This window comes from Pusillimonas sp. DMV24BSW_D (assembly GCF_011388195.1).
GTDB lineage: Bacteria > Pseudomonadota > Gammaproteobacteria > Burkholderiales > Burkholderiaceae_B > Neopusillimonas > Neopusillimonas aestuarii.
The window spans coordinates 880,494-900,641 of record NZ_CP049990.1; the positions used below are offsets into that span (position 1 = coordinate 880,494).

General features: G+C 54.3%; 16 protein-coding genes. 10 read left to right on the forward strand and 6 right to left on the reverse strand.

The window, feature by feature from the left end; genetic code table 11:
- Positions 1–134: 134 nt before the first annotated feature.
- From G9Q38_RS04260 to G9Q38_RS04285, 6 genes are all read left to right on the forward strand, one after another.
- A complete protein-coding gene (locus tag G9Q38_RS04260) occupies positions 135–1,325 on the forward strand; it encodes an acetylornithine transaminase (protein WP_166128128.1) in 1,191 nt (396 codons plus the stop codon).
- An 18-nt stretch (positions 1,326–1,343) separates the two neighbouring features.
- Positions 1,344–2,288: a pca operon transcription factor PcaQ gene (pcaQ, locus tag G9Q38_RS04265; RefSeq protein ID WP_166128129.1), complete on the forward strand. Its 945-nt coding sequence runs from the start codon at positions 1,344–1,346 to the stop codon at positions 2,286–2,288.
- 106 nt (positions 2,289–2,394) lie between these two features.
- Positions 2,395–3,360, forward strand: a complete 966-nt coding sequence (locus tag G9Q38_RS04270) for a TAXI family TRAP transporter solute-binding subunit (protein WP_166128131.1) — start codon at positions 2,395–2,397, stop codon at positions 3,358–3,360.
- Positions 3,361–3,429: 69 nt separating this feature from the next.
- A complete protein-coding gene (locus tag G9Q38_RS04275) occupies positions 3,430–5,331 on the forward strand; it encodes a TRAP transporter permease (RefSeq protein WP_166128132.1) in 1,902 nt (633 codons plus the stop codon).
- Complete coding sequence (locus G9Q38_RS04280; RefSeq protein WP_166128134.1) at positions 5,328–6,926, forward strand: sulfatase family protein; 1,599 nt, start codon at positions 5,328–5,330, stop codon at positions 6,924–6,926. The genes G9Q38_RS04275 and G9Q38_RS04280 overlap by 4 nt, the downstream gene beginning before the upstream one ends.
- Before the next feature lie 24 nt (positions 6,927–6,950).
- On the forward strand, positions 6,951–7,373 hold the full coding sequence (locus tag G9Q38_RS04285; RefSeq protein ID WP_166128135.1) for a DUF3293 domain-containing protein: 423 nt from the start codon (positions 6,951–6,953) through the stop codon (positions 7,371–7,373).
- 5 nt (positions 7,374–7,378) lie between these two features.
- Here G9Q38_RS04285 and G9Q38_RS04290 read toward each other — a convergent pair whose 3' ends face one another.
- The gene (locus G9Q38_RS04290; protein ID WP_166128137.1) at positions 7,379–8,824 is read right to left on the reverse strand and encodes an amidase; all 1,446 of its coding nucleotides are present in this window, start codon (positions 8,822–8,824) and stop codon (positions 7,379–7,381) included.
- 22 nt (positions 8,825–8,846) lie between these two features.
- Positions 8,847–11,009, reverse strand: coding sequence for a malate synthase G (locus tag G9Q38_RS04295; protein WP_166128139.1), 2,163 nt, complete (start codon positions 11,007–11,009; stop codon positions 8,847–8,849).
- 183 nt (positions 11,010–11,192) lie between these two features.
- Between G9Q38_RS04295 and G9Q38_RS04300 the strand changes: the two genes are divergently transcribed.
- Positions 11,193–11,486, forward strand: a complete 294-nt coding sequence (locus tag G9Q38_RS04300; protein WP_166128140.1) for a 4a-hydroxytetrahydrobiopterin dehydratase — start codon at positions 11,193–11,195, stop codon at positions 11,484–11,486.
- Positions 11,487–11,488: 2 nt separating this feature from the next.
- Entirely contained in the window at positions 11,489–12,994 is a 1,506-nt protein-coding gene (locus G9Q38_RS04305; RefSeq protein ID WP_166128142.1) for an AMP nucleosidase, read from the forward strand.
- On the opposite strand, the gene G9Q38_RS04310 is transcribed toward G9Q38_RS04305, so the two are convergent.
- Positions 12,987–13,505 (reverse strand): SET domain-containing protein, encoded by a 519-nt coding sequence (locus G9Q38_RS04310; protein WP_166128144.1) that lies wholly within the window; start codon positions 13,503–13,505, stop codon positions 12,987–12,989. The genes G9Q38_RS04305 and G9Q38_RS04310 overlap by 8 nt on opposite strands.
- Positions 13,506–13,606: 101 nt before the next feature.
- The gene (gene uvrA / locus G9Q38_RS04315) at positions 13,607–16,462 is read right to left on the reverse strand and encodes an excinuclease ABC subunit UvrA (protein ID WP_166128145.1); all 2,856 of its coding nucleotides are present in this window, start codon (positions 16,460–16,462) and stop codon (positions 13,607–13,609) included.
- Between the two features lie 118 nt (positions 16,463–16,580).
- Here uvrA and G9Q38_RS04320 point away from each other — a divergent pair, with 118 nt between their 5' ends.
- Together G9Q38_RS04320 and ssb are read left to right on the forward strand one after the other, a co-directional pair.
- Complete coding sequence (locus G9Q38_RS04320; RefSeq protein ID WP_114420316.1) at positions 16,581–17,795, forward strand: MFS transporter; 1,215 nt, start codon at positions 16,581–16,583, stop codon at positions 17,793–17,795.
- Between the two features lie 105 nt (positions 17,796–17,900).
- A complete protein-coding gene (gene ssb / locus G9Q38_RS04325; protein ID WP_166128146.1) occupies positions 17,901–18,380 on the forward strand; it encodes a single-stranded DNA-binding protein in 480 nt (159 codons plus the stop codon).
- A gap of 122 nt (positions 18,381–18,502) precedes the next feature.
- Here the strand turns inward: ssb and G9Q38_RS04330 are convergent, their stop codons facing one another.
- Together G9Q38_RS04330 and G9Q38_RS04335 are read right to left on the reverse strand one after the other, a co-directional pair.
- Positions 18,503–19,255 (reverse strand): TerC family protein, encoded by a 753-nt coding sequence (locus G9Q38_RS04330; protein WP_166128147.1) that lies wholly within the window; start codon positions 19,253–19,255, stop codon positions 18,503–18,505.
- A 53-nt stretch (positions 19,256–19,308) separates the two neighbouring features.
- Positions 19,309–19,977, reverse strand: a complete 669-nt coding sequence (locus G9Q38_RS04335; RefSeq protein WP_166128150.1) for a GntR family transcriptional regulator — start codon at positions 19,975–19,977, stop codon at positions 19,309–19,311.
- Between the last annotated feature and the right edge of the window lie 171 nt (positions 19,978–20,148).

Consider the following 20,148-nt stretch of genomic DNA (forward strand, 5'->3'; position numbering starts at 1 on the left):
ATTCATTTTCGTTGTCCGGTTGAATGGATAACGGTCAGACCGATAGCGGTGCGTTAAAATTCACGCTTATTCTTTATCTGGTGGCGTGATGGCGCTGCTATGCCTGTTTCTTTCTTCATTTTTCGGGAAGCCCTATGGAATTTGATCGTGCCGGCGTAAATACGCTGATGGAAATTACTGCCCGTCCTGACCTTATTTTCACCAAAGGGCAAGGTTCCTGGCTTGAAGACCATACAGGTAAGCGCTACCTTGATTTTCTGCAAGGGTGGGCGGTGAACTGCCTGGGGCATTGTCCGGAACCGTTGGTTAAGGCGCTTCAGCAGCAGGTAGCTGAACTCATTAATCCATCCCCCGCTTTTTACAACCAGCCTTCCATTGATTTGGCAAAGCGCATTACCGGGGCTTCATGTTTCGATCGCGTGTTTTTCGCCAATAGCGGCGGCGAAGCAAATGAGGGGGCCATTAAGCTGGCCCGTAAATGGGGGCGTTTGAATAAAAACGGGGCTTACAAAATCATCACGTTCAATCATGGCTTTCATGGGCGTACGCTGGCCACGATGTCGGCGTCGGGCAAGCCGGGCTGGGACACAATGTTCGCCCCTCAGGTCGATGGTTTTCCGAAAGCGGAATTGAACGATTTGGATTCGGTGCGTTCCCTTATCGACGACCAGACTGTGGCTGTGATGCTGGAGCCCGTTCAGGGTGAGGCAGGCGTTATACCCTCTAATGCGCAGTTCATGAAGGATTTGCGTGAACTCACGCGCCGGCACGATATGCTGCTCATTGTGGACGAAGTGCAAACCGGTATGGGTCGCACGGGCAAACTTTTTGCTTACCAGCATTTTGATATCGAACCGGACATCATGACACTGGCAAAAGGTATTGGCGGCGGTGTGCCGTTGGCGGCTCTGTGCGCGCGCGAGGCGGTTTCATGCTTTGAGCACGGAGACCAGGGCGGCACCTATAACGGGAACCCGCTGATGGCCGCTGCGGGCATTGCCGTGTTCGACACGGTGTCCGCGCCTGGTTTTCTTGAGGCCGCGAATGCGCGCGCAGAGCAACTTTCCAATGGCTTGATGGCCTTGTCTGAAAAATGGGGTATGCAGGGTGAGCGGGGTCTTGGTTTGCTGCGGGCACTACGTTTAGGTAAAGGAGACGGGCCGGCCATTGTGGCGGCGGCCCGAGATCGTGCGCCGGAAGGCTTGTTATTGAATGCGCCGCGTCCGGAGCTGTTGCGGTTTATGCCGGCACTGAATATTGCAGCGGATGAAATCGACTTGATGCTGTCATGGCTTGATGAGCTTGTCGGGTCGATCCGCAAGTGATCTTACTTGTTTGATGCCATGCATCAACGAATTAACCAGCGCCATCTGATTCTGTTTGTTGAAATTGTCCGCAAGGGTAGTTTGGCAAAGGCGGCCGACGAATTGGCAATTACCCATTCGGCAGCGTCCAAAAGTTTGCGCCAGCTTGAGGAGGACGTGGGGGATCGTTTGCTGGAGCGTAATCGCGCGGGCGTAACCTTGACGCCTTCAGGCGAGATTTTTTATCGCTATGCCAGCGCCAGCTTAACCGCTTTGCGGCAAGGGATCGACATGATCGCGCAAAGTGATCAGCATGCGCGCCGTGCGGTTTTGCTGGGCGCTTTGCCTAACGTTGCCGTTAATATTTTGCCCGAAGCTGTTGCACGGTTCAAAGCCCGGCATCCGGATATTCAGGTAAGAATCGTCACGCAAACCAATCGCCAGTTACTGATGCAATTGCGTTTAGCGGAAATTGATTTTGTTGTGGGCCGGTTCGCGGAAATCGATGAGATGAGAGGTCTGCACTTCGAACGCTTGTATTACGAAACCATGGCATTGGCGGCGCGTCCGGATCATCCGGTGTTTCGCATTGGAGGCGGGGTGACCCTGGAGAAAATTACCGAGTATCCTTTGGTGATGCCCCCGCTGGGGACGGTTATACGCCCTGAAATCGATCGTTTTTTTCTAAGCCGTGGCATTGCAGACCTGCCTAATGTGATTGAGACATTGTCTGTGGAGTTTGGCCGCGCCTTTGTGTCGATTTCAGATGCGTTGTGGATTTTTCCCCGCGGCGTCTTGCAGGCCGATCTGGATGCCGGGGTGCTGCGAGAAGTGCCGGTTGACTTGGCCGGCACCGAAGGCGCGGTGGGTATTACCACACGTTCCGAGCCTGGGCTGAGTCGCGTCAGTGAAGAAATGCTGCAGCTGGTGCGCGAATTATGCCTACGTCGTGCTCGCAACTTACATGACAAAAAATTCATCTAAATAGTAAAAATATCACTTTTATTGCTCTATTACTCGCATAAACTTACCACTAAGACAACTTGAGTGAATCGTTCACCTTGTTGAAATAATGAAAATGGTAGGAGACATGATGAGTCAATTTTTCTCAAAAATAGGCACGGCTTGTGCTTTGGTTTCACTTTTTGCGTTCAGTGCGGCTCCGCACGCTCAAACCTTAAGCATCGGCACTAACCCTCAAGGGTCTGTGGCGTATGCTTCGGGCGCCGCGATTGCCGACGTTGTGGGTGATGCCCTCGATCTTTCGTTCACCGTTGTTCCGCAGGGTGGGCCCACGGCCATTATTCCTGCCATGAGTGCTGGTGAGTTCGACTTCGCGTTTGCCAATATTGTGGCAGCGGTAACGGCGAAAGACGGTAAAGGGCCCTATAAGGGCCGCAAATACGATTCCATTCGTGTTGCCGCCGTTGTTTACCCGCTTGAAATGGGTGTTTTCGTGCGTAAAGACGCCAAGATCGACACTTTTCAGGCTCTGAAAGGGAAGCGCGTGGCTTCGGCGTTCAAGTCGCAGGCGAATGTGGCGGCCTTCATGACCGCTTCGTTGGCTGCCGCCGGTTTAACTTACGACGATGTCACCCCGGTGCCGGTACAGAACGGGGTGCAGTCGGTGAACGAATTGGTTGACGGTGGGTTGGATGCAACCACATTCAGCGTCAGCGCGGGCATCATTCAACAAGCCGATGCGGTAGTGGGTATTCGGGTTCTTTCTTTGCCCAACGATGAGGCTGCACAGGCCGCCCTCGATAACTACACACCGGGGGCCATGATTGCCACCGCGCCTGCAGGCAGTTATCCAGGCATTCTTGAGCCAACCAACATCATTCGCGTGCCTTTTGTAGTGTTAACCGATAGCCGCGTTGATGACGAAACGGTTTACAAGGTCGTCAAAGCCATTGCGGAAAATGGTGAAAAGCTTGCGGCTTCCGCAGGTGAGTTCAAGGCACTGGATCCCAAGTTAATGGGTCAAAGCGCCTTGCCGGTTCCTTATCACCCCGGCGCGATCAAGTATTACACCGAGCAGGGCATCTGGAATTAAGTCAGTGTGCCGTCTGGTTGCCCCCTTTTGGCATGGAAAAAGGGCGGTGACCGCCTTGGAGCCGTATTAATGAAAACTAAAATCGTCAGTGCCCTCGGGTTCGTTCTCGTTCTGCTCGCCATTTTGTGGGCAATCAATTTTCAGCGCGTTTTAGGCTTGAACCTCTATAAAGGTCAATACCTTTACGTTCTGATAGCCCTTGCGACGGCAGTGGTGTTTATCACCCATCCGCTGTTTCCGAACCGACCGAAACTTTCCTGGCTTGTCGATACACCGCTTGCGCTGGCCGGTATCCTGGCTTCGTTGTTTATTTCGTTTGATTTTGAAGTATTGATTGATCAGGCGAATTTGTATGACTTCAACTGGGTTGGCCAGTTTCTTGGCGCTGTGGTTATTGTGGTGTTGATTGAGGGTGTCAGGCGTTCAGCCGGGCTTTCGTTGGCATTGATCATTATTGCGTCAATTTTGCTGGCCTATTTTGCAACGAGTTTGCCGGATGCTATTTCCGGACGGCCGTTCCGACTTGATTCTTTTCTGTACAAAATGGCGTACCTCGAGGGGAATATCCTGGGCGCGCCGCTGGTGATTGTCGGCAGCGTCGTTATTACCTTTGTGTTCATGGGGGCCGTGCTGCAGGCAACCGGAGGGGGTCAGTTTTTCTCAAATTTGTCGGCGGCGCTGTTTGGTGGTTCACGCGGCGGGTCAGCCAAAATTGCGGTGACGGCATCCGGTTTGTTTGGTGCCATTTCCGGTTCGGCAGTGGCCAATGTTATTTCCACCGGCATGATCACCATTCCCATGTCTCGCAAGGCAGGATACAAAGCGGAAACGGCGGCCGGCCTGGAGGCCGTGGCGTCAACTGGTGGACAGTTGGTGCCGCCGGTAATGGGCGCGGCGGCATTTCTTATGGCCGCCACTCTGAAGGTCGAGTATTCCGTGGTTGTGTTGGCCGCGCTGATTCCTTCATTCCTGTATTACCTGGCGCTCTATTTACAGGTTGACCTTATTGCCGCACGCGACGGCATCAAAGGGTTACCCAAACAAGAGCGACCGAATCCGCTTTCAGAATTGCGCTATGGGTGGCTGTTTGTCATGCCGTTCGTGGTGCTTATTTTGGGGTTGTTCAGTTTTGCCTGGCGCCCGGAGTATGCGGCTTTAATTGCAACGGCTAGCCTGTTTTTGGCTTTGTGCGTGTTTGGCGTGCGGGGAAAGCGGCCTTCAATCGCCCACCTTTCCGCTGCGGTGCGCGACACTGCTGTTGCATCCGTGGGCATTATTTTGATCGCAGCGGGTGCCGGCATTGTTATCGGCGCGTTGAATACGTCGGGCATTCTTTTCAAAATTACCGAAGCCATTGTAGATATCGGTGGCGGTAACTTGGTGGGGCTGCTGGTGTTGGCCGCACTGATATGTATTGTGCTGGGCATGGGTATGCCGACGGTGGGCGTGTATGCCTTGTTGTCAACGCTGGTGGCCGCACCCTTGGTTGCGCTGGGCATTGACCCGATTGCGGCGCACTTGTTTGTGCTTTATTTCGGCATGATGTCAATGATTACGCCACCGGTTGCCATTGCCTCATTTGCCGCTGCGGGGCTGGCGGGAACCCCACCCATGAAAACGGCGCTTGAAGCAAGCAGGTTGGCCTGGTCGGCGTACATTTTGCCGTTTATTTTTGTCGCCAACCCCGCCTTGATACTGAATGGCTCATCTCTCGACATTGTTTTGGCGGTGACGCGTGCGACCGCGGGTGTGTGGCTGGTTACCGCATGTGTTGTCGGTTATCTCGGCCAGCCGCTTCTTCCTTTACGACGTGCTTTGTACTTGTTCCTCGGTGTTGCGCTGCTGCTGCCTAAGACGGTTTACCCGGAAAGCTTTGCTTCAGTCATCGCAGTGGTGACCTTGTGTTTCGCCATCGCAGTGTTGCTCCTGGAGCATTTTGTTTACAAGCCGAAAACGGTATTCAACTCATGACACAAAAGAAAAAACCTAACTTTATTTTGATAATGACCGATCAGCATCGTGCTGATCATCTGGGATGTTATGGGCACCCCGTGCTCCGCACTCCGCATATCGACAGCCTGGCCGAACAGGGCGCCTTGTTCGACGAGTTTTATGTGGCGAGCCCGGTTTGCATGCCGAACCGAGCCAGTTTAATGACCGGCCGTATGCCTTCTGTTCATGGCGTGCGGGCCAACGGCATTCCGTTATCCATGCAGCAGGTTACGTTTGTTGAGCTGTTGCGCGAAGCGGGTTATGCCACCGGGCTGGTTGGAAAAAGCCATTTGCAGAACTTTGTGGGTGCACCGGTGGTACTCGAGCAGTCCGCCCCGCCCGAGAACTATCATATGCCGCCCGAAAACTTAAGCCAGGCGGTTCGGGAACATTTGACGGCTGAGTGTTATCGCAACGAAGAGCCTGATTTTTGGTCAAAGGAAAACCCGCGGGTGCAAACGCCGTTTTACGGGTTTGACCATGTTGACCTGGTCACAGGGCACGGTGACGGCGTTGGTGGTGATTTCAAGCAATGGCTCCTGGAGCGTGAGCCTGAGGCGGCGAGTTTATTGGGCCCGGATAACCAGTTGCCTCACGACTATGTGTGCCCGCAGGCGGTTCGAACCGCACTGCCTGAGGCGTTGTATCCCACCAGCTATATTGCTGAGCGCGCTGAAGCTTTTATAAAGCACCAAGCCGCCGAGCAACCTTTTTTTCTGATGGTGTCTTTCCCCGACCCGCATCATCCGTTTAACCCTCCCGGTCGTTACTGGGATATGTATCGGCCCGAAGACATGCAGGTGCCTGAGGCTTTCGAAAATGAAGATTGGGTGCCGCCTCCCCATGTGGAGGCCTTGTATAAGGTGCGCGATTCCGGGAATGCCTTGTTGAACGGCATGAATACCATTGGTGTGTCCAAGCAAGAAGCCTTGGAGGCAAGAGCTCTGACGTGCGGAATGATTTCCATGATCGACGATGCCGTGGGTCGCCTGCTGAAGGCGCTTGATGACGCGGGTGAACGCGAAAACACGGTGATCCTGTTTACCTCGGATCACGGCGATCATTTGGGTGATCATCGTTTGCTTTTGAAAGGCGCTGAGCAGTACCGCGATATTTTGCGGGTACCGTTTATATGGAGTGACCCCGCAAATAAGAAAAAAGGCTTGCGTACACATGCACTTGGGTCGACCATTGATATTCCGTCTACGATTCTGGATCGTGCTGAAATTGTGCCGTTTGCGGGCATGCAGGGGCGTTCTTTATTACCGATTGCGCAAGGGGAAAAGCACAAAGAGCGGGACACGGTTTTTATTCAATATGACCACCAGCGTACGCACCCCGGGCTTGGCGGCCCACCGCGTGTTCACACGATTTTCGATGGCCGTTGGCGATTAAGCGTGTTTCATGGGGTTGAGTGGGGAGAACTCTACGACCTGCAGGCGGATCCCGGTGAGTTTACAAATGAATGGAATAACCCCGAACACCTTGAGGTGCGATGTCGATTAATGGAAAAACTGGCCAGAGCTGAAATTGAGCATATTGATCGCGTGCCGTTACCCACTAGTCTTGCCTAGGTTCAAGAGCTTGGCGGTGTCATCGTGGCAAGCGTGATCAAGCAATCTGTGCTGCAAGCGTATCGCCAGGCCGAGTACACAATTTACTCTACGCCTCCTTGTGTCTTGAAAATAGGTCAGGCCAGCACTTGCCTTCTCGAAATTTACACGCAGTACGGTGTAGATTGCGCCGCATTTATGACTGCCTTCAATCCATTCGGCCGGCAGTTTCCGTTGGCCGAAAATGCGGGCTTTCAGGAACGGCTGCTTGATCAATTGCAGCGGTGTGGCAAGCCTGTTCTGCACGCTGGTGGAATTGATCCCGACCATGTCTGGCCGGTTGAGGATAGTGTGTTAGTGCCGGGCTTGGGGTTGGCCCAGGCATGTGAGCTGGGCCGCGAGTATGACCAGAATGCCATTGTATGGTGCGGCCCCGATGCCGTTCCGCAATTGGTGCTTTTGCGTTAAAGGTGTCATGACTCAAGGCTAAATATCGGCGAGCGCAGATGGCGCCACGGTTGGGCCTGTTCTATTTGTGCAGCCAGTGCCAGTAAGATATCTTCACGGCCATAAGCAGCTGTGAATTGTGCGCCGATCGGCAAACCGCTTGATGAAAACCCCATTGGTACCGACATGGCCGGCTGGCCGGTTGCATTGCTAACCGAGGTAAAGGCCATGTGCGCGAACAGGTCGTTCAGATAGCCCTCTTCGAACGATTTGCGCATGCTGAGTTTGCCCAATGGCAGTGCAGGTTGCGCCGCGACCGGTGTGAGCAAGACGTCGTATTCTTGATGAAATCGGCCGAAGGTGCGGGCAATGGCTTGAAGCCGACGCAGGGCGTCGGCATAATCGGCAGCGGTGAATTTTTGCCCCATTTCCGCCCAGCTAACGGCGGCTTCTTCAATATCTTCAGGGTCGGGGGTGCGGCCCAGCTCTTTCAATAACGTGTTCACGCGGCTGCTTAGGTTGGCACCGTGAATCAGGACTAAATCGTGTGTGGCCTGGTTGAAGTCGAAAGAGGGGGCGTCTTCAGTTACCGTGTGCCCCAGTGCTTCACACATTCTTCCCGCTGCTTGAATGGTTGTGATGACCTCTGCGTCGACCGTGGCACCAGGCGGGGCATTTAGGCTAATGGCAATGCGCAGCGCTTTGGGCGTGTGTTGTATTGCTTGCAGGTAGGAAACCGGTGGCGGCGGGGCAAAGTACGGGTCGCCTGGGCAGGGTTGGCAAGCAATGTCGAGCGCGGCGGCGCTGTCGCGAACGGTATGCGATAGCACATGCGCCGAGCCCATGCCCCCGGCGAACTCACCTGCCGGGGCGGCCGAAACCCGCCCCCTTGAGACTTTCAGGCCGAAAAGGTGGCAGTGGCTGGCAGGTAAACGCAACGACCCTGCCGCGTCTGTGGCTTGGGCGATGGGCACTATGCCGGCTGCGACAGCCGCAGCGGCGCCGCCCGAGGAGCCGCCTGCACTATGATCGAGATTCCAGGGGTTGCGAACGGGGCCGCCAAATACGGGTTCGGTGGTGGCACTGATGCCGAAATTAGGTACCCGGGTTTTGCCGGCCAGGGTGAATCCGGCAGCGATGAACGCATTCACCGCATGGCTGGCGCTTGAGGGTAGGTTGTTTTCCAACATGCGTGACCCAACTTGCGTGGGTACGCCGGGGTAGTTGGATACTTCCAGGTCTTTAAGCAAAATAGGAACGCCCCGGAAAACACCTTCCGGAAGCCCCTTTTTTACCTGTTCCCGGGCAATGTCGCTCATGCTGACCGAGACAGCATTCACAACCGGGTTCAGCTTTTCAATTCGATATAGCGCAGCCTCTAGAACCTCTTGCGGGCTGACGGTTTTGGCGGCGATTAACTCGGCCAGCCCTAAAGCGTCGTAGTTAGCGTACTCTTTGAAGGCTGCGCCCATCGAATTGTTTCCTTTACATATTTCAGGCCTGCTTCACCTTAAGCCGCCACTGGTGCAGCAAAGGTTCGGTATAGCCGTTGGGTTGTTCCAGCCCCTTAAATACCAAGTCGCATGCGGCCTGGAAAGCGGCCGATGTGTCGAAATTCCCGGCCATGGGTTTGTAGTAAGGGTCTGCTTCGTTTTGCTTGTCGACCACGGCAGCCATACGTTTCATGGTTTCCATGACCTGATCCTTGGTGACAATACCATGGTGCAGCCAGTTTGCAATATGCTGACTGGAAATACGCAGGGTGGCGCGGTCTTCCATGAGGCCCACATTGTGGATGTCGGGTACTTTTGAGCACCCCACGCCCTGGTCGATCCAGCGCACGACGTAACCCAAAATGCCCTGGGCGTTGTTGTCGAGTTCCTGCTGCTTTTCTTCGTTCGACCAGTTCGTGTTGGTGGCCACGGGTACCGACAGAATTTTGTCGAGCAGGGTGGGGTCGTTCTTGCCTTCCATACCCGATTGAATATCGTGCACACTAACCTGGTGATAGTGCAAGGCATGCAGCGTGGCGGCGGTGGGTGAAGGGACCCAGGCCGTATTGCCGCCGGCTTTCAATTGGCCAATTTTCTGTACCAGCATGTCGGCCATTTTGTCGGGCATGGCCCACATGCCCTTGCCAATTTGTGCACGGCCCCGCAAGCCGCATTCCAGACCCACCTGAACGTTGTTGTGTTCGTAGGCGTTGATCCAGTCGGTTGGCTTCATTTCGCCTTTGCGGATCATGGGGCCGGCTTCCATTGATGTATGGATTTCGTCGCCGGTGCGGTCGAGAAAGCCGGTATTAATGAACGCAACCCGTTCGTTGGCGGCAGCAATGCAGGCTTTCAGGTTCACGCTGGTGCGGCGCTCTTCATCCATAATGCCCATTTTCAGAGTGTTGGGTGGCATGCCCAGCAGTTTTTCAACGCGACCGAACAACTCACTTGAAAACGCTACTTCATCAGGGCCGTGCATTTTCGGTTTGACGATATACACCGAGCCCTTGCGCGAATTGCCTTTGCGTTTCAGGTCGTGCACGGCAATCAGCGATGTGACAACCGCGTCCATAATGCCTTCGGGCACCTCGTTGCCGTCCTTGTCCAGAATGGCCGGGTTGGTCATCAGGTGGCCTACGTTACGTACCAGCATCATGGAACGCGCGGCCAGCGTTTGCGTGTTGCCTTGCAGGTCGGTGTATTCGCGATCGGGATTCAGGGCGCGTGTAAAGGTTTTATCGCCCTTGGCAACCTCTTCGGTTAGATTGCCCTGCATCAGGCCCAGCCAGTTGCGATAGGCCAGTACTTTGTCTTCGGCGTCCACCGTTGCCACCGAGTCTTCGCAGTCCATAATGGTGGTTAGCGCGGACTCCATCAGGATGTCTTTCACCCCGGCTTTGTCTTGTTTGCCAATGGGGTTGTTTTTGTCGATTTGAATTTCGAAATGCAGGCCGTTATGGCGGAATACCAGCGCCTCGGGTGCCGACGCGTTACCCCGGTAACCCAACAGCGATGATGCGTCTTTCAGCGTGGTGTTTTCGCCATTTTCAAGGGTGACCTGCAGTTGGCCGTTGTTAACCTGGTAGGCGGTGGCGTTGGCGTGCGACCCTGACGACAGTGGAATGGTTTCATCCAGAAAACGGCGACCGTATTCAATGACCTTGTCGCCGCGCACGGGGTTGTAGCCGCCCGAGCGGGTGGCGCCGTTATCTTCGGGAATGGCGTCGGTGCCATACAGGGCATCGTACAGGCTGCCCCAGCGGGCGTTGGCCGCATTGAGCGCATAGCGTGCGTTGGTAATGGGTACAACCAACTGTGGGCCTGCCTGTTCGCTGAACTCCACGTCGATATTGGTGGTATTCACCTTCACATTGGCCGGGGCGTCTTTCAAATAACCAATTTCCTTCAGGAACGCCTTGTACGCGGCCATATCTTTGATGGGGCCGGGGTTTTTCCGGTACCAGGCGTCCATTTCCGCCTGAATGCGGTCGCGCTCGGCCAACAAGGCACGGTTCTTGGGTGCCAGGTCGTGCACAATGGCGTTAAATCCTTTCCAAAAGTCGTCGGATGAAACGTCGGTGCCGGGCAGCGCTTCCTGCTCGATGAATTGATGCAGTAAATTGGCAACGTGCAGTTGCTCGCATTGGGTGCGTTGTGTCATTTTTTATCCTTTGTGTTGCAAGTGCACATGACCGTTGAGTCATGTTCCGGTTTGTGTTCACATGCATAGTATGGACTGTCCGCTGCAGTCGCTCAACCAGTTGAAAGTTGAATAACCTTGAACTTATAGTTCAAGGTTTTCAGCATATTTAATCGTTAAACCTTCAAAGTGGAGTGGAACGCTATGGCCAAGTCTTCAGATCTTATCGGCGCGTCGGCGGCAATTGAAACCTTGCAGGGCTGGTCTGCCGTGCAAGGGCGCGATGCGATTCAAAAAACGTTCAAATTCGACGATTTCAATGCTGCTTTCGGATTCATGACCCGGGTGGCCATGCAGGCTGAACAGGCCGGTCATCATCCTGAATGGTTCAACGTTTACAATCGCGTCACCGTGACGCTGGCCACGCATGATGCAGGTGGGGTTACGGCCAAAGATACGGCGCTGGCGTCGTTTATGGATCAGATTGCACAGGAGTAGGTATGTCGGATTCACCGGGTGGCAGTGCGATATCACCACTGGGCTTGCCCCAGCTCATTCCATTCACCGCATTTCATGATGCTCACGCAGCGTATGAGCGTTTGGTGGAAATTTACGAGCGCAACACGGCTTTTATTCGCGAGGCATTCGATTATTATGCCGCCGGCAAGTTGCCTGAGGGGCAGCGGGTGCGCGCCTATTACCCGGCCATTCGCATCAAGGTATCAACCTATCAAGGAGTGGATAGCCGTTTGTCGTACGGCTATGTGGTTGAGCCCGGTACCTACATGACCACAATCACTCAGCCGCGGTTGTTTGAACGTTATCTGCGCGAACAAATTCATTTGTTGATTCGCAACCATGGCGTGGGTGTGGAAGTGGGTGAGTCAGACACCCCCATTCCGTTGCATTTCGCCTTCCCCGAAGGCCATTATGTGGAAGGCATTTATGCCGACTCGGTGGGGGGTGAATTGCGCGACCACTTCGATGTGCCCGATTTGGCGGTAACAGACGATGCCATTGTGAATGGCACGTGGCGCGGGCGGCGGGGCGACCCGGAGCCACTGGCGCCGTTTACCGCCCCTCGCGTTGATTACTCCCTGCATCGCTTGCAGCACTATACGGCTACGCGGCCGGAGTACTTCCAAAGTTATGTGCTGTTTACCAACTATCAGTTCTATATCGACGAGTTTTGCCAATGGGCCAAGGGCATGCTGGCGCGTGAAGAGGGCGATTACACGGCATTGATCGAGCCCGGCAATATCGTGACCCTGGCTGGACAGGGGCAGCAACCCAGCGGCGAGCGACCGGCGCGCATGCCTCAAATGCCGTCCTATCATTTGCTGCGCGAAAATAATACGGGTATTACGCTTATTAACATTGGTGTGGGCCCTTCCAACGCCAAAACCATTACCGATCACGTGGCGGTTTTGCGTTCTTCCGCCTGGATCATGCTGGGGCATTGTGCGGGCCTGCGCACAACTCAGCGCCTGGGTGATTACGTATTGGCCCATGGCTATGTACGCCAAGACCATGTGCTGGACGAAGACTTGCCGATTTGGGTGCCGGTGCCGCCGCTGGCTGAAATTCAAGTGGCGCTGGAAGGCGCTGTGGCTGAAGTTGCCGGGTTATCGGGTTGGGAACTCAAGCGCATTATGCGAACCGGCACGGTGGCCACAACTGATAACCGTAACTGGGAGCTGCGAGACCAGAACGAGCCGGTATTGAAATTGTCGCAATCGCGTGCCATTGCGCTCGACATGGAATCAGCAACTATTGCGGCGAATGGGTTTCGTTTTCGGGTGCCTTACGGCACTTTGCTGTGTGTCTCCGATAAACCGTTGCATGGCGAGCTGAAACTGCCGGGCATGGCCAGCGAGTTTTATCGTCGCCAAGTGGGGCAGCATCTGCAAATTGGCATTCGGGCGCTGGAAAGTTTGCGCGACATGCCCCCCGAAAGGCTGCATTCACGTAAATTGCGCAGCTTTATCGAGACGGCGTTTAAGTAAGGTTGCTGTTCCGGCCTTGCGTTGTCTTCTTTGTTTTTTTAGCTGCTTTTTTCTTTAAAGCCAGCATGGTGCCCCGGCATTCCGGGGTGCCGCACAGGCATTTATATTCGTTGCGCCGCTTTTTGGTAATGCGCCCATCCAGCACTAACCCATAGTCGTAGGTTAGCTCTTCGCCTTTTTTAATATCGCGCAGCGCCACGATATAAACCTTCGTGCCTTTTTGGTTTTCTTGCGCTTCGCAATTAGGGCCGCATGAATGATTGAACCATTTGGCGTCATTCCCTTTCTGACCGCCGTCAATCACCTTGCCACAGCTTAAGGAAAAGAAAAACGTGTGGAAGGGGTCGTCGGGGTTGGTGGGGTGCAGTTCGTCGGCTTCTTCATGCGTAATGCGCTTGCCTTCGTATTCCAGAATATTTGTACCTTCGGGAATTTTGCGGGCGGCAAAAATGCCATTGCCATGCGTTTTTGATTTTTTGACGACATGCCAGACGGGTTTGGAAGCACTCATAGGGGTTAGGCAGAATCCACAATAAATAACGAGCAGCGTTGACAAAGAAAACTTAGCGGCTAAAGGGCTAGTGGTTTAGCAATAGCGCCGCTGACGCGATCTTACACGGTTTCCCGATTCAGTACGGTGGCCAGATAGCGGCCCGTATAACTGTTCTCGTTGGCGGCAATGTCTTCCGGCGTACCTTGCGCCACAACTCGGCCACCGCCGTCGCCCCCTTCGGGCCCCATATCGACAACCCAGTCAGCCGTTTTGATGACGTCGAGATTGTGTTCAATCACAATGACTGTGTTGCCTGCGTCGACCAGTTGCTGCAACACTTTAAGCAACAGGGCAATGTCGTGAAAATGCAGGCCGGTGGTGGGTTCGTCGAGAATATAAAGGGTTTTGCCCGTGCTGCGGCGCGACAGTTCCAGAGAGAGTTTCACGCGTTGTGCTTCGCCTCCTGAGAGCGTGGTGGCGCTTTGGCCCAGCCTGATATACGACAAGCCCACATCCATTAAGGTGTTGAGCTTGCGGGCAATAGAGGGAACGGCCTCGAAGTAATCCAGAGCCTGGGCCACAGTGAGGTTCAACACTTCGCTGATGTTTCTGCCGCGGTAGCGAATATCCAGCGTTTCGCGGTTGTAGCGTTTTCCTTCACAGGAGTCGCAGGGCACATACATGTCGGGCAGAAAGTGCATTTCCACTTTCACAACACCATCGCCCTGGCAGGCTTCGCAACGCCCCCCTTTCACATTGAACGAGAAACGGCCGGGGTCGTAACCGCGTGCGCGGGCCTCGGGTACGCCGGCAAATAATTCACGAATCGGGGTGAACATGCCGGTGTAAGTGGCCGGGTTACTGCGCGGTGTGCGGCCGATGGGGCTTTGGTCGACGTTAATGATTTTGTCGAAATGGGAAAGGCCTTCCAGTGACGCATGGGGTGCGGGTTCGGCTTGGGCCCGATGCAGGGCGCCGGCCACCGCCACCGCGAGTGTGTCGTTAATTAGCGTGGATTTGCCCGAACCCGACACGCCGGTAATACACACCAGCCGACCGGCGGGGATGCTCAGGTCAACCGACTTCAGGTTGTTGCCGGTGCAACCTTTCAAAACCAGTTGAGCCAATTCGTCGGTCACCGGACGCCGCTCCGGCATGGCAATGCTCAGGGCGCCGGTCAGGTAGCGGGCGGTGAGCGAGTCGGCACTTTCCAGAAGTTTGACAGGCGTTCCCTGGGCGACGATGCGACCGCCCTGTTCACCGGCACCCGGGCCCATATCCACCACAAAATCGGCGCTGCGGATCATGTCTTCATCGTGCTCGACAACAATCACACTATTACCCAAATCGCGCAGATGCTGCAGCGTTTGAATCAGGCGGTCGTTATCGCGTTGGTGCAAACCAATGGAAGGTTCGTCCAGCACATACATCACACCTGTTAAGCCCGAGCCAATCTGGCTGGCCAGACGAATGCGCTGGGCCTCGCCCCCGGAAATGGTGTCGGCACTGCGGTCAAGAGAAAGATAGGTGAGCCCGACATTGTTCAAAAAGGTCAGGCGTGCCTCTATTTCGCGGATAATGCGTTCGGCAATTTCTTTCTTGGCGCCATGTAGTTCAAGTTGCTGGAACCAAACCAGGCAATCTTTTAATGAAAGCGCTTCCACTTCGTAAATGGCACGCCCGATCCGTTCCTGTGGTCCCGGTTCGTTGCCAATGAGCACGTTGCGCGCCTCTGCACGTAAACGGGATCCGTGGCAATCGGGGCAACTGCGCGTATGGCGCGACTTGGCCAGTTCTTCGCGCACCACCGACGAATCGGTTTCGCGCCAGCGACGCTCCAGGTTGGGAATCACACCTTCAAAAGTGTGTTTTTTGACCGTGCTGCGGCCTTTTTCATTCAGGTAAATAAAGGGAATTTCCTCGTCGCCCGAACCGTACAGAATGCGTTCGCGTGTTTTTTCATCCAGCGATTCAAATGGGGCGTCGATATCAAATTCGTAGTGGGCCGCCAGGCTGGTAAGCAAGGCGTGCGTAAAAGCGTTGCGGCGGTCCCAGCCGGCAATGGCGCCGCCCGCCAGGCTTAATTCCGGAAAGGCCACCACGCGTTTGGGATCGAAAAAATCCACATGGCCCAGACCGTCGCAACGTGGGCAGGCCCCCACCGGGTTGTTGAAACTGAACAGGCGCGGTTCTAGTTCCGTTAGGCTGTAGCTGCATACCGGGCAAGCATAACGGCTGGAAAATGCCACCTCTTCTTCGGTGTCCATGTTCAGCGCCACGACACGGCCATCGGTAATTGAAAGGGCCGTTTCAAAACTTTCGGCCAAACGTTGCTTGCTTTCCGGTTTCACACGCAAGCGGTCGATGACCACGTCGATGCTGTGTTTTTCCGTTTTTTTCAGCGGCTCCAGGCGGTCGATTTCCACCATTTCGCCATCTACACGCAAACGCACAAAACCTTGCGCCTGCAAGCTTGCGCATTCATCTTCAAAACTGCCTTTGCGGGCCCGCGCCAGCGGGGCCAAAATGGCTAAACGGGTACCCGCAGCCCAGTCCATGACTTTGTCGACCATTTGGCCCACACTTTGCGCTTGTAACGGTAAACCATGGTCGGGGCAGAAGGGGGTGCCCACTCGCGCGTACAATAGGCGCAGGTAATCATGAATTTCTGTAATGGTGCCAACCGTAGAACGCGGGTTGTGGCCGGCGGCTTTTTGTTCAATGGAAATGGCCGGCGACAAGCCCTCAATCAAGTCAACATCGGGTTTGTCCATTAATTGCAGAAATTGCCGTGCGTAGGCCGACAAGCTTTCCACATAGCGTCGTTGGCCTTCTGCATATAAGGTGTCGAACGCCAGCGAAGACTTACCCGAGCCCGACAGGCCGGTAATCACCACCAGTTTGTGGCGGGGCAGGTCGAGTGAGATATTTTTGAGGTTGTGCGTGCGGGCACCGCGGATGCGAATGGCGTCCATGTTTTCAGTAGAAAGTCTTTCAAAAGGCTAACTTGCTACTATAACGCGCTGTGCTCTTTTGAGCACGGTCTGTATTGCTTTTGATTGTGTGAACTGAATTTGTTTTCAAAGAAACGTTATGAGTAACTCCGGCGCCGGCGCCGTTAATGAAACCCGGGTCAAGCTCAAGCTAACACCTGTTGAACGTAAAGCCAGTTTTTCCTTGGCTTTACTGTTTGCGTCGCGCATGCTGGGTTTGTTCTTGTTAACCCCCGTGTTCGCGGTGGCGGCACTGTCGATTCCAGGTGGGAACGACGCCACCAAAGTAGGGTTGGCTTTGGGCGCTTATGGCCTAACGCAAGCCATTATGCAAATACCGCTGGGTATGGCGTCTGATCGCTTTGGCCGTCGTTCTGTTGTGGTGGCCGGCATGGTGCTGTTTATTGCCGGCGGGGTCATGTGCGCAATGGCTTCCGACATTAACTGGATTATTGCCGGTCGCATTTTGCAGGGCCTGGGGGCGGTGTCGGCCGCGATTACCGCCTGGGTGGCCGATGCGACGCGGCCCGAAGTGCGGACCCGCGCCATGGCTATGGTGGGGGCGTCCATTGGTTTGTCGTTCGCCGTATCGTTGGTTTTGTCGCCGGTGGTGGTTGGTCAGTTTGGTTTGTCGGGCCTGTTTTGGGTCATTAGCCTGCTGGGTTTTGTGTGCCTGCTTGTGGCCGCTTTTGTGGTGCCTTCCGCGCCCCGGGCGGCGCCGCCATTGGTTCGGGTCAAGCCTGTTGATGTGCTGCGCCATGCCGATTTATTGCGTTTGAATCTGGGTGTTTTTTGCCTGCACTTTATTCTGATGGCTTTGTTTATTGTGGTGCCCACCGTGCTTTCCGGCCTGGGTGGTTATGGGTCGGCGCAATTGTGGCAAGTGTATTTGCCAGTTATTTTGCTGTCTTTTGTTTTCATGGTGCCGGCAGTTTTTTATACTGAAACCCGTAAGGCGCATAAAGCCGCATTGCAATGGTCGGTATTGGGCCTGGCGGTAACCTTGCTGCTGATGCCGTGGGCCAGCGAGCAGCTGTTGCTTATGGTGGCGGCATTGGTGGGTTTCTTTATCGCGTTTAATGTGCTTGAAGCGCTGCAGCCTTCATTGGTTTCCCGTGTGGCGCCGCCCGATTTCAAAGGGTTGGCGCTGGGCTTTTACAACATGTCGCAGGCCTTAGGCGTGTTTATCGGCGCGTCGCTGGGTGGCTTGGTCATTACTTACGCAGGTGCGTCTTATGTGTTCCTGGTGTGTGCGGTACTGGCGCTGATTTGGTATGGGGTGGCGCGTGGCATGCAGCCCCTGAAAGATGCCTGAACGGGATAAAAATATGCCTTGGTAGTTCTTCGGGCCGATTGATTTTCCGGCTCTGAATTGAACGATAATGAACATGAACGAATTTTATTGATTGGGGGTGAAGAAATGGCTTCAGTAAACAAAGTAATTCTGGTGGGCAACCTGGGGCGCGACCCCGAAGTACGTTACAGCCCCGACGGCGTGGCAATTTGCAATATTTCGCTGGCCACCACTTCGCAATGGAAAGACCGTAACTCTGGCGAAAAGCGCGAAGAAACCGAATGGCACCGTGTGGTGTTCTACAACCGTTTGGCGGAAATTGCCGGCGAATACCTGCGCAAGGGTCGTGCGGTGTATGTAGAAGGCCGCATCAAAACCCGCAAGTTCCAAGACAAAGAAACCGGCGCCGATCGTTACAGCACCGAAATTGTGGCCGAACAAATGCAAATGCTGGGTGGCCGCGACGGCGGTGATTCCAGCAGCGATTTTGGTGGCGAAAGCAGTCCGCGCGCGCAGCGCCCGGCGCAGCAGCAGCCGCGCCCGGCAGCGCCCCAAGCGGCACCGGCGGCGAATCTGGCCGATATGGATGACGATATTCCGTTCTAGGGCTTACATGATACGGACATGTAAAAAAAGCCCGAAAAACATTGTTTTATCGGGCTTTTTGCTGTCTGCATTTTTAATTTTTTCGTCCGGTGTCATTCCGGTTTTAAGCATGACTTTCTATTTTATGTAACTTGTTTTCGCCTCGAGCGTCGCGCCAACATGTTCAGGCCTTCGACAGCTGCAGAGAAGGCCATTGCCGAATAGATATAGCCTTTGGGAACGTGGGCACCAAAGCCTTCGGCAATCAAAGTCATGCCAATCATCATTAAAAAGCCCAAAGCCAGCATTACGATGGTCGGGTTGTTTTGAATGAACCGGGCCAAAGGATTGGCGGCCACCAGCATAACCGTTACGGCTACTACTACGGCGATGACCATTATAGGTACATGTTCGGTCATCCCGACGGCAGTGATGATACTGTCGATTGAGAAGACCAGGTCCAACAGCAAGATCTGGGTAATTGCAGAAGTGAAGGTCATGACTACGGCATTTTTTGCCGGCCTTCCTTCGAACATGTCGCCTTCCGGCTCCCGGTCAACGTTGTGATGGATTTCTTTGGTAGCCTTCCAGAGCAAGAAAAGGCCGCCGGCAATCAGAATCATGTCTTTCCACGAGAAACCTTTGTCGAAAAGCTCAACCACCGGCTCGGTGAGCTGTACGATCCAGGCAACCGTGCCCAGAAGACCCAGCCGTAAAATCAGCGCCAGGCCGATACCGATCCGCCGCGCCTTGGCCTGTTGGTGCTTGGGAAGCTTGTTTGTAAGAATAGAAATAAAAATAAGGTTATCAATACCGAGCACAACTTCCATTGTGATCAAGGTAGCCAACGCCACCCAGACGGTAGGGTCAACAGCGAGCTGAATCAGATAGTCCATGCGGTATCTCTTGTGTATTTGGAAATTATTCAGCCATTCTATCGCGTCAATTTCTAGCCATTATTCATCATCAAACTTTGTTCCTGCGTATGAGCATGTTCGCGAAATAAAAATTCGGCGCGGTCGCCCTGGCCGGCTTCAATGGCATCCACAATGGCGTGGTGCTGCCGATGGGCATAAAACAGAAAGTCGAACATGCGTTCTTTATTGGTATTTGAAAAGGCAACGCTTAAGGGTGCCGTGAACGGCACCACATTGCAGCGTTCGGTCAGGCTTTCCAGTAGTGGCATGTTGGCCGCTTCCGTTATCAGCGCATGGAATCGTGCATTCATTTGTGCATAGCGCAGTTCGTCGTCGTCTTGCAGTTGCCGTTGCGTGAATAAAGCATCGCCTTCGGCCAGGCAGGCTTTAAGGGCCGACAACACGGTGGCCGATACGCCTTTTTCTGCTACATGGCGGGCGGCGAAGCCTTCAAGCAGGGCACGAATACGCACGGCCTCGACACTGTTCTGGGTGGTGAAGGCGCGAACGGAGTAACCTCGTTTACCTGCGGACACCAGCAATCCCTCTTGCGCCAAAGCAGGCAGAGCCTGGCGAACTGGCGTGCGGGAAACGCCCAGGCGGGTTGCCAGCTCGGCCTCGGTTACGCGCTCGCCGGGGGCCAACTCGCCGCTCAGCACCATTTCCCGCAGTTGAACCACAACGGTTGAGTGAGTGTTCATGATCCGATATAAATAAAGAAAGCCTGGAGTTAAAGGGGTTCTAAATCATTATATGGAATCCTATTTGGGATCCCAAATTAGTATTTATACCAGATTAATAAAAAATAATTGCTAATTTTGGATCCCAAAAGTAGAATGAATCTTTAGGAAAACTCTTTTTCGGCGGAAACA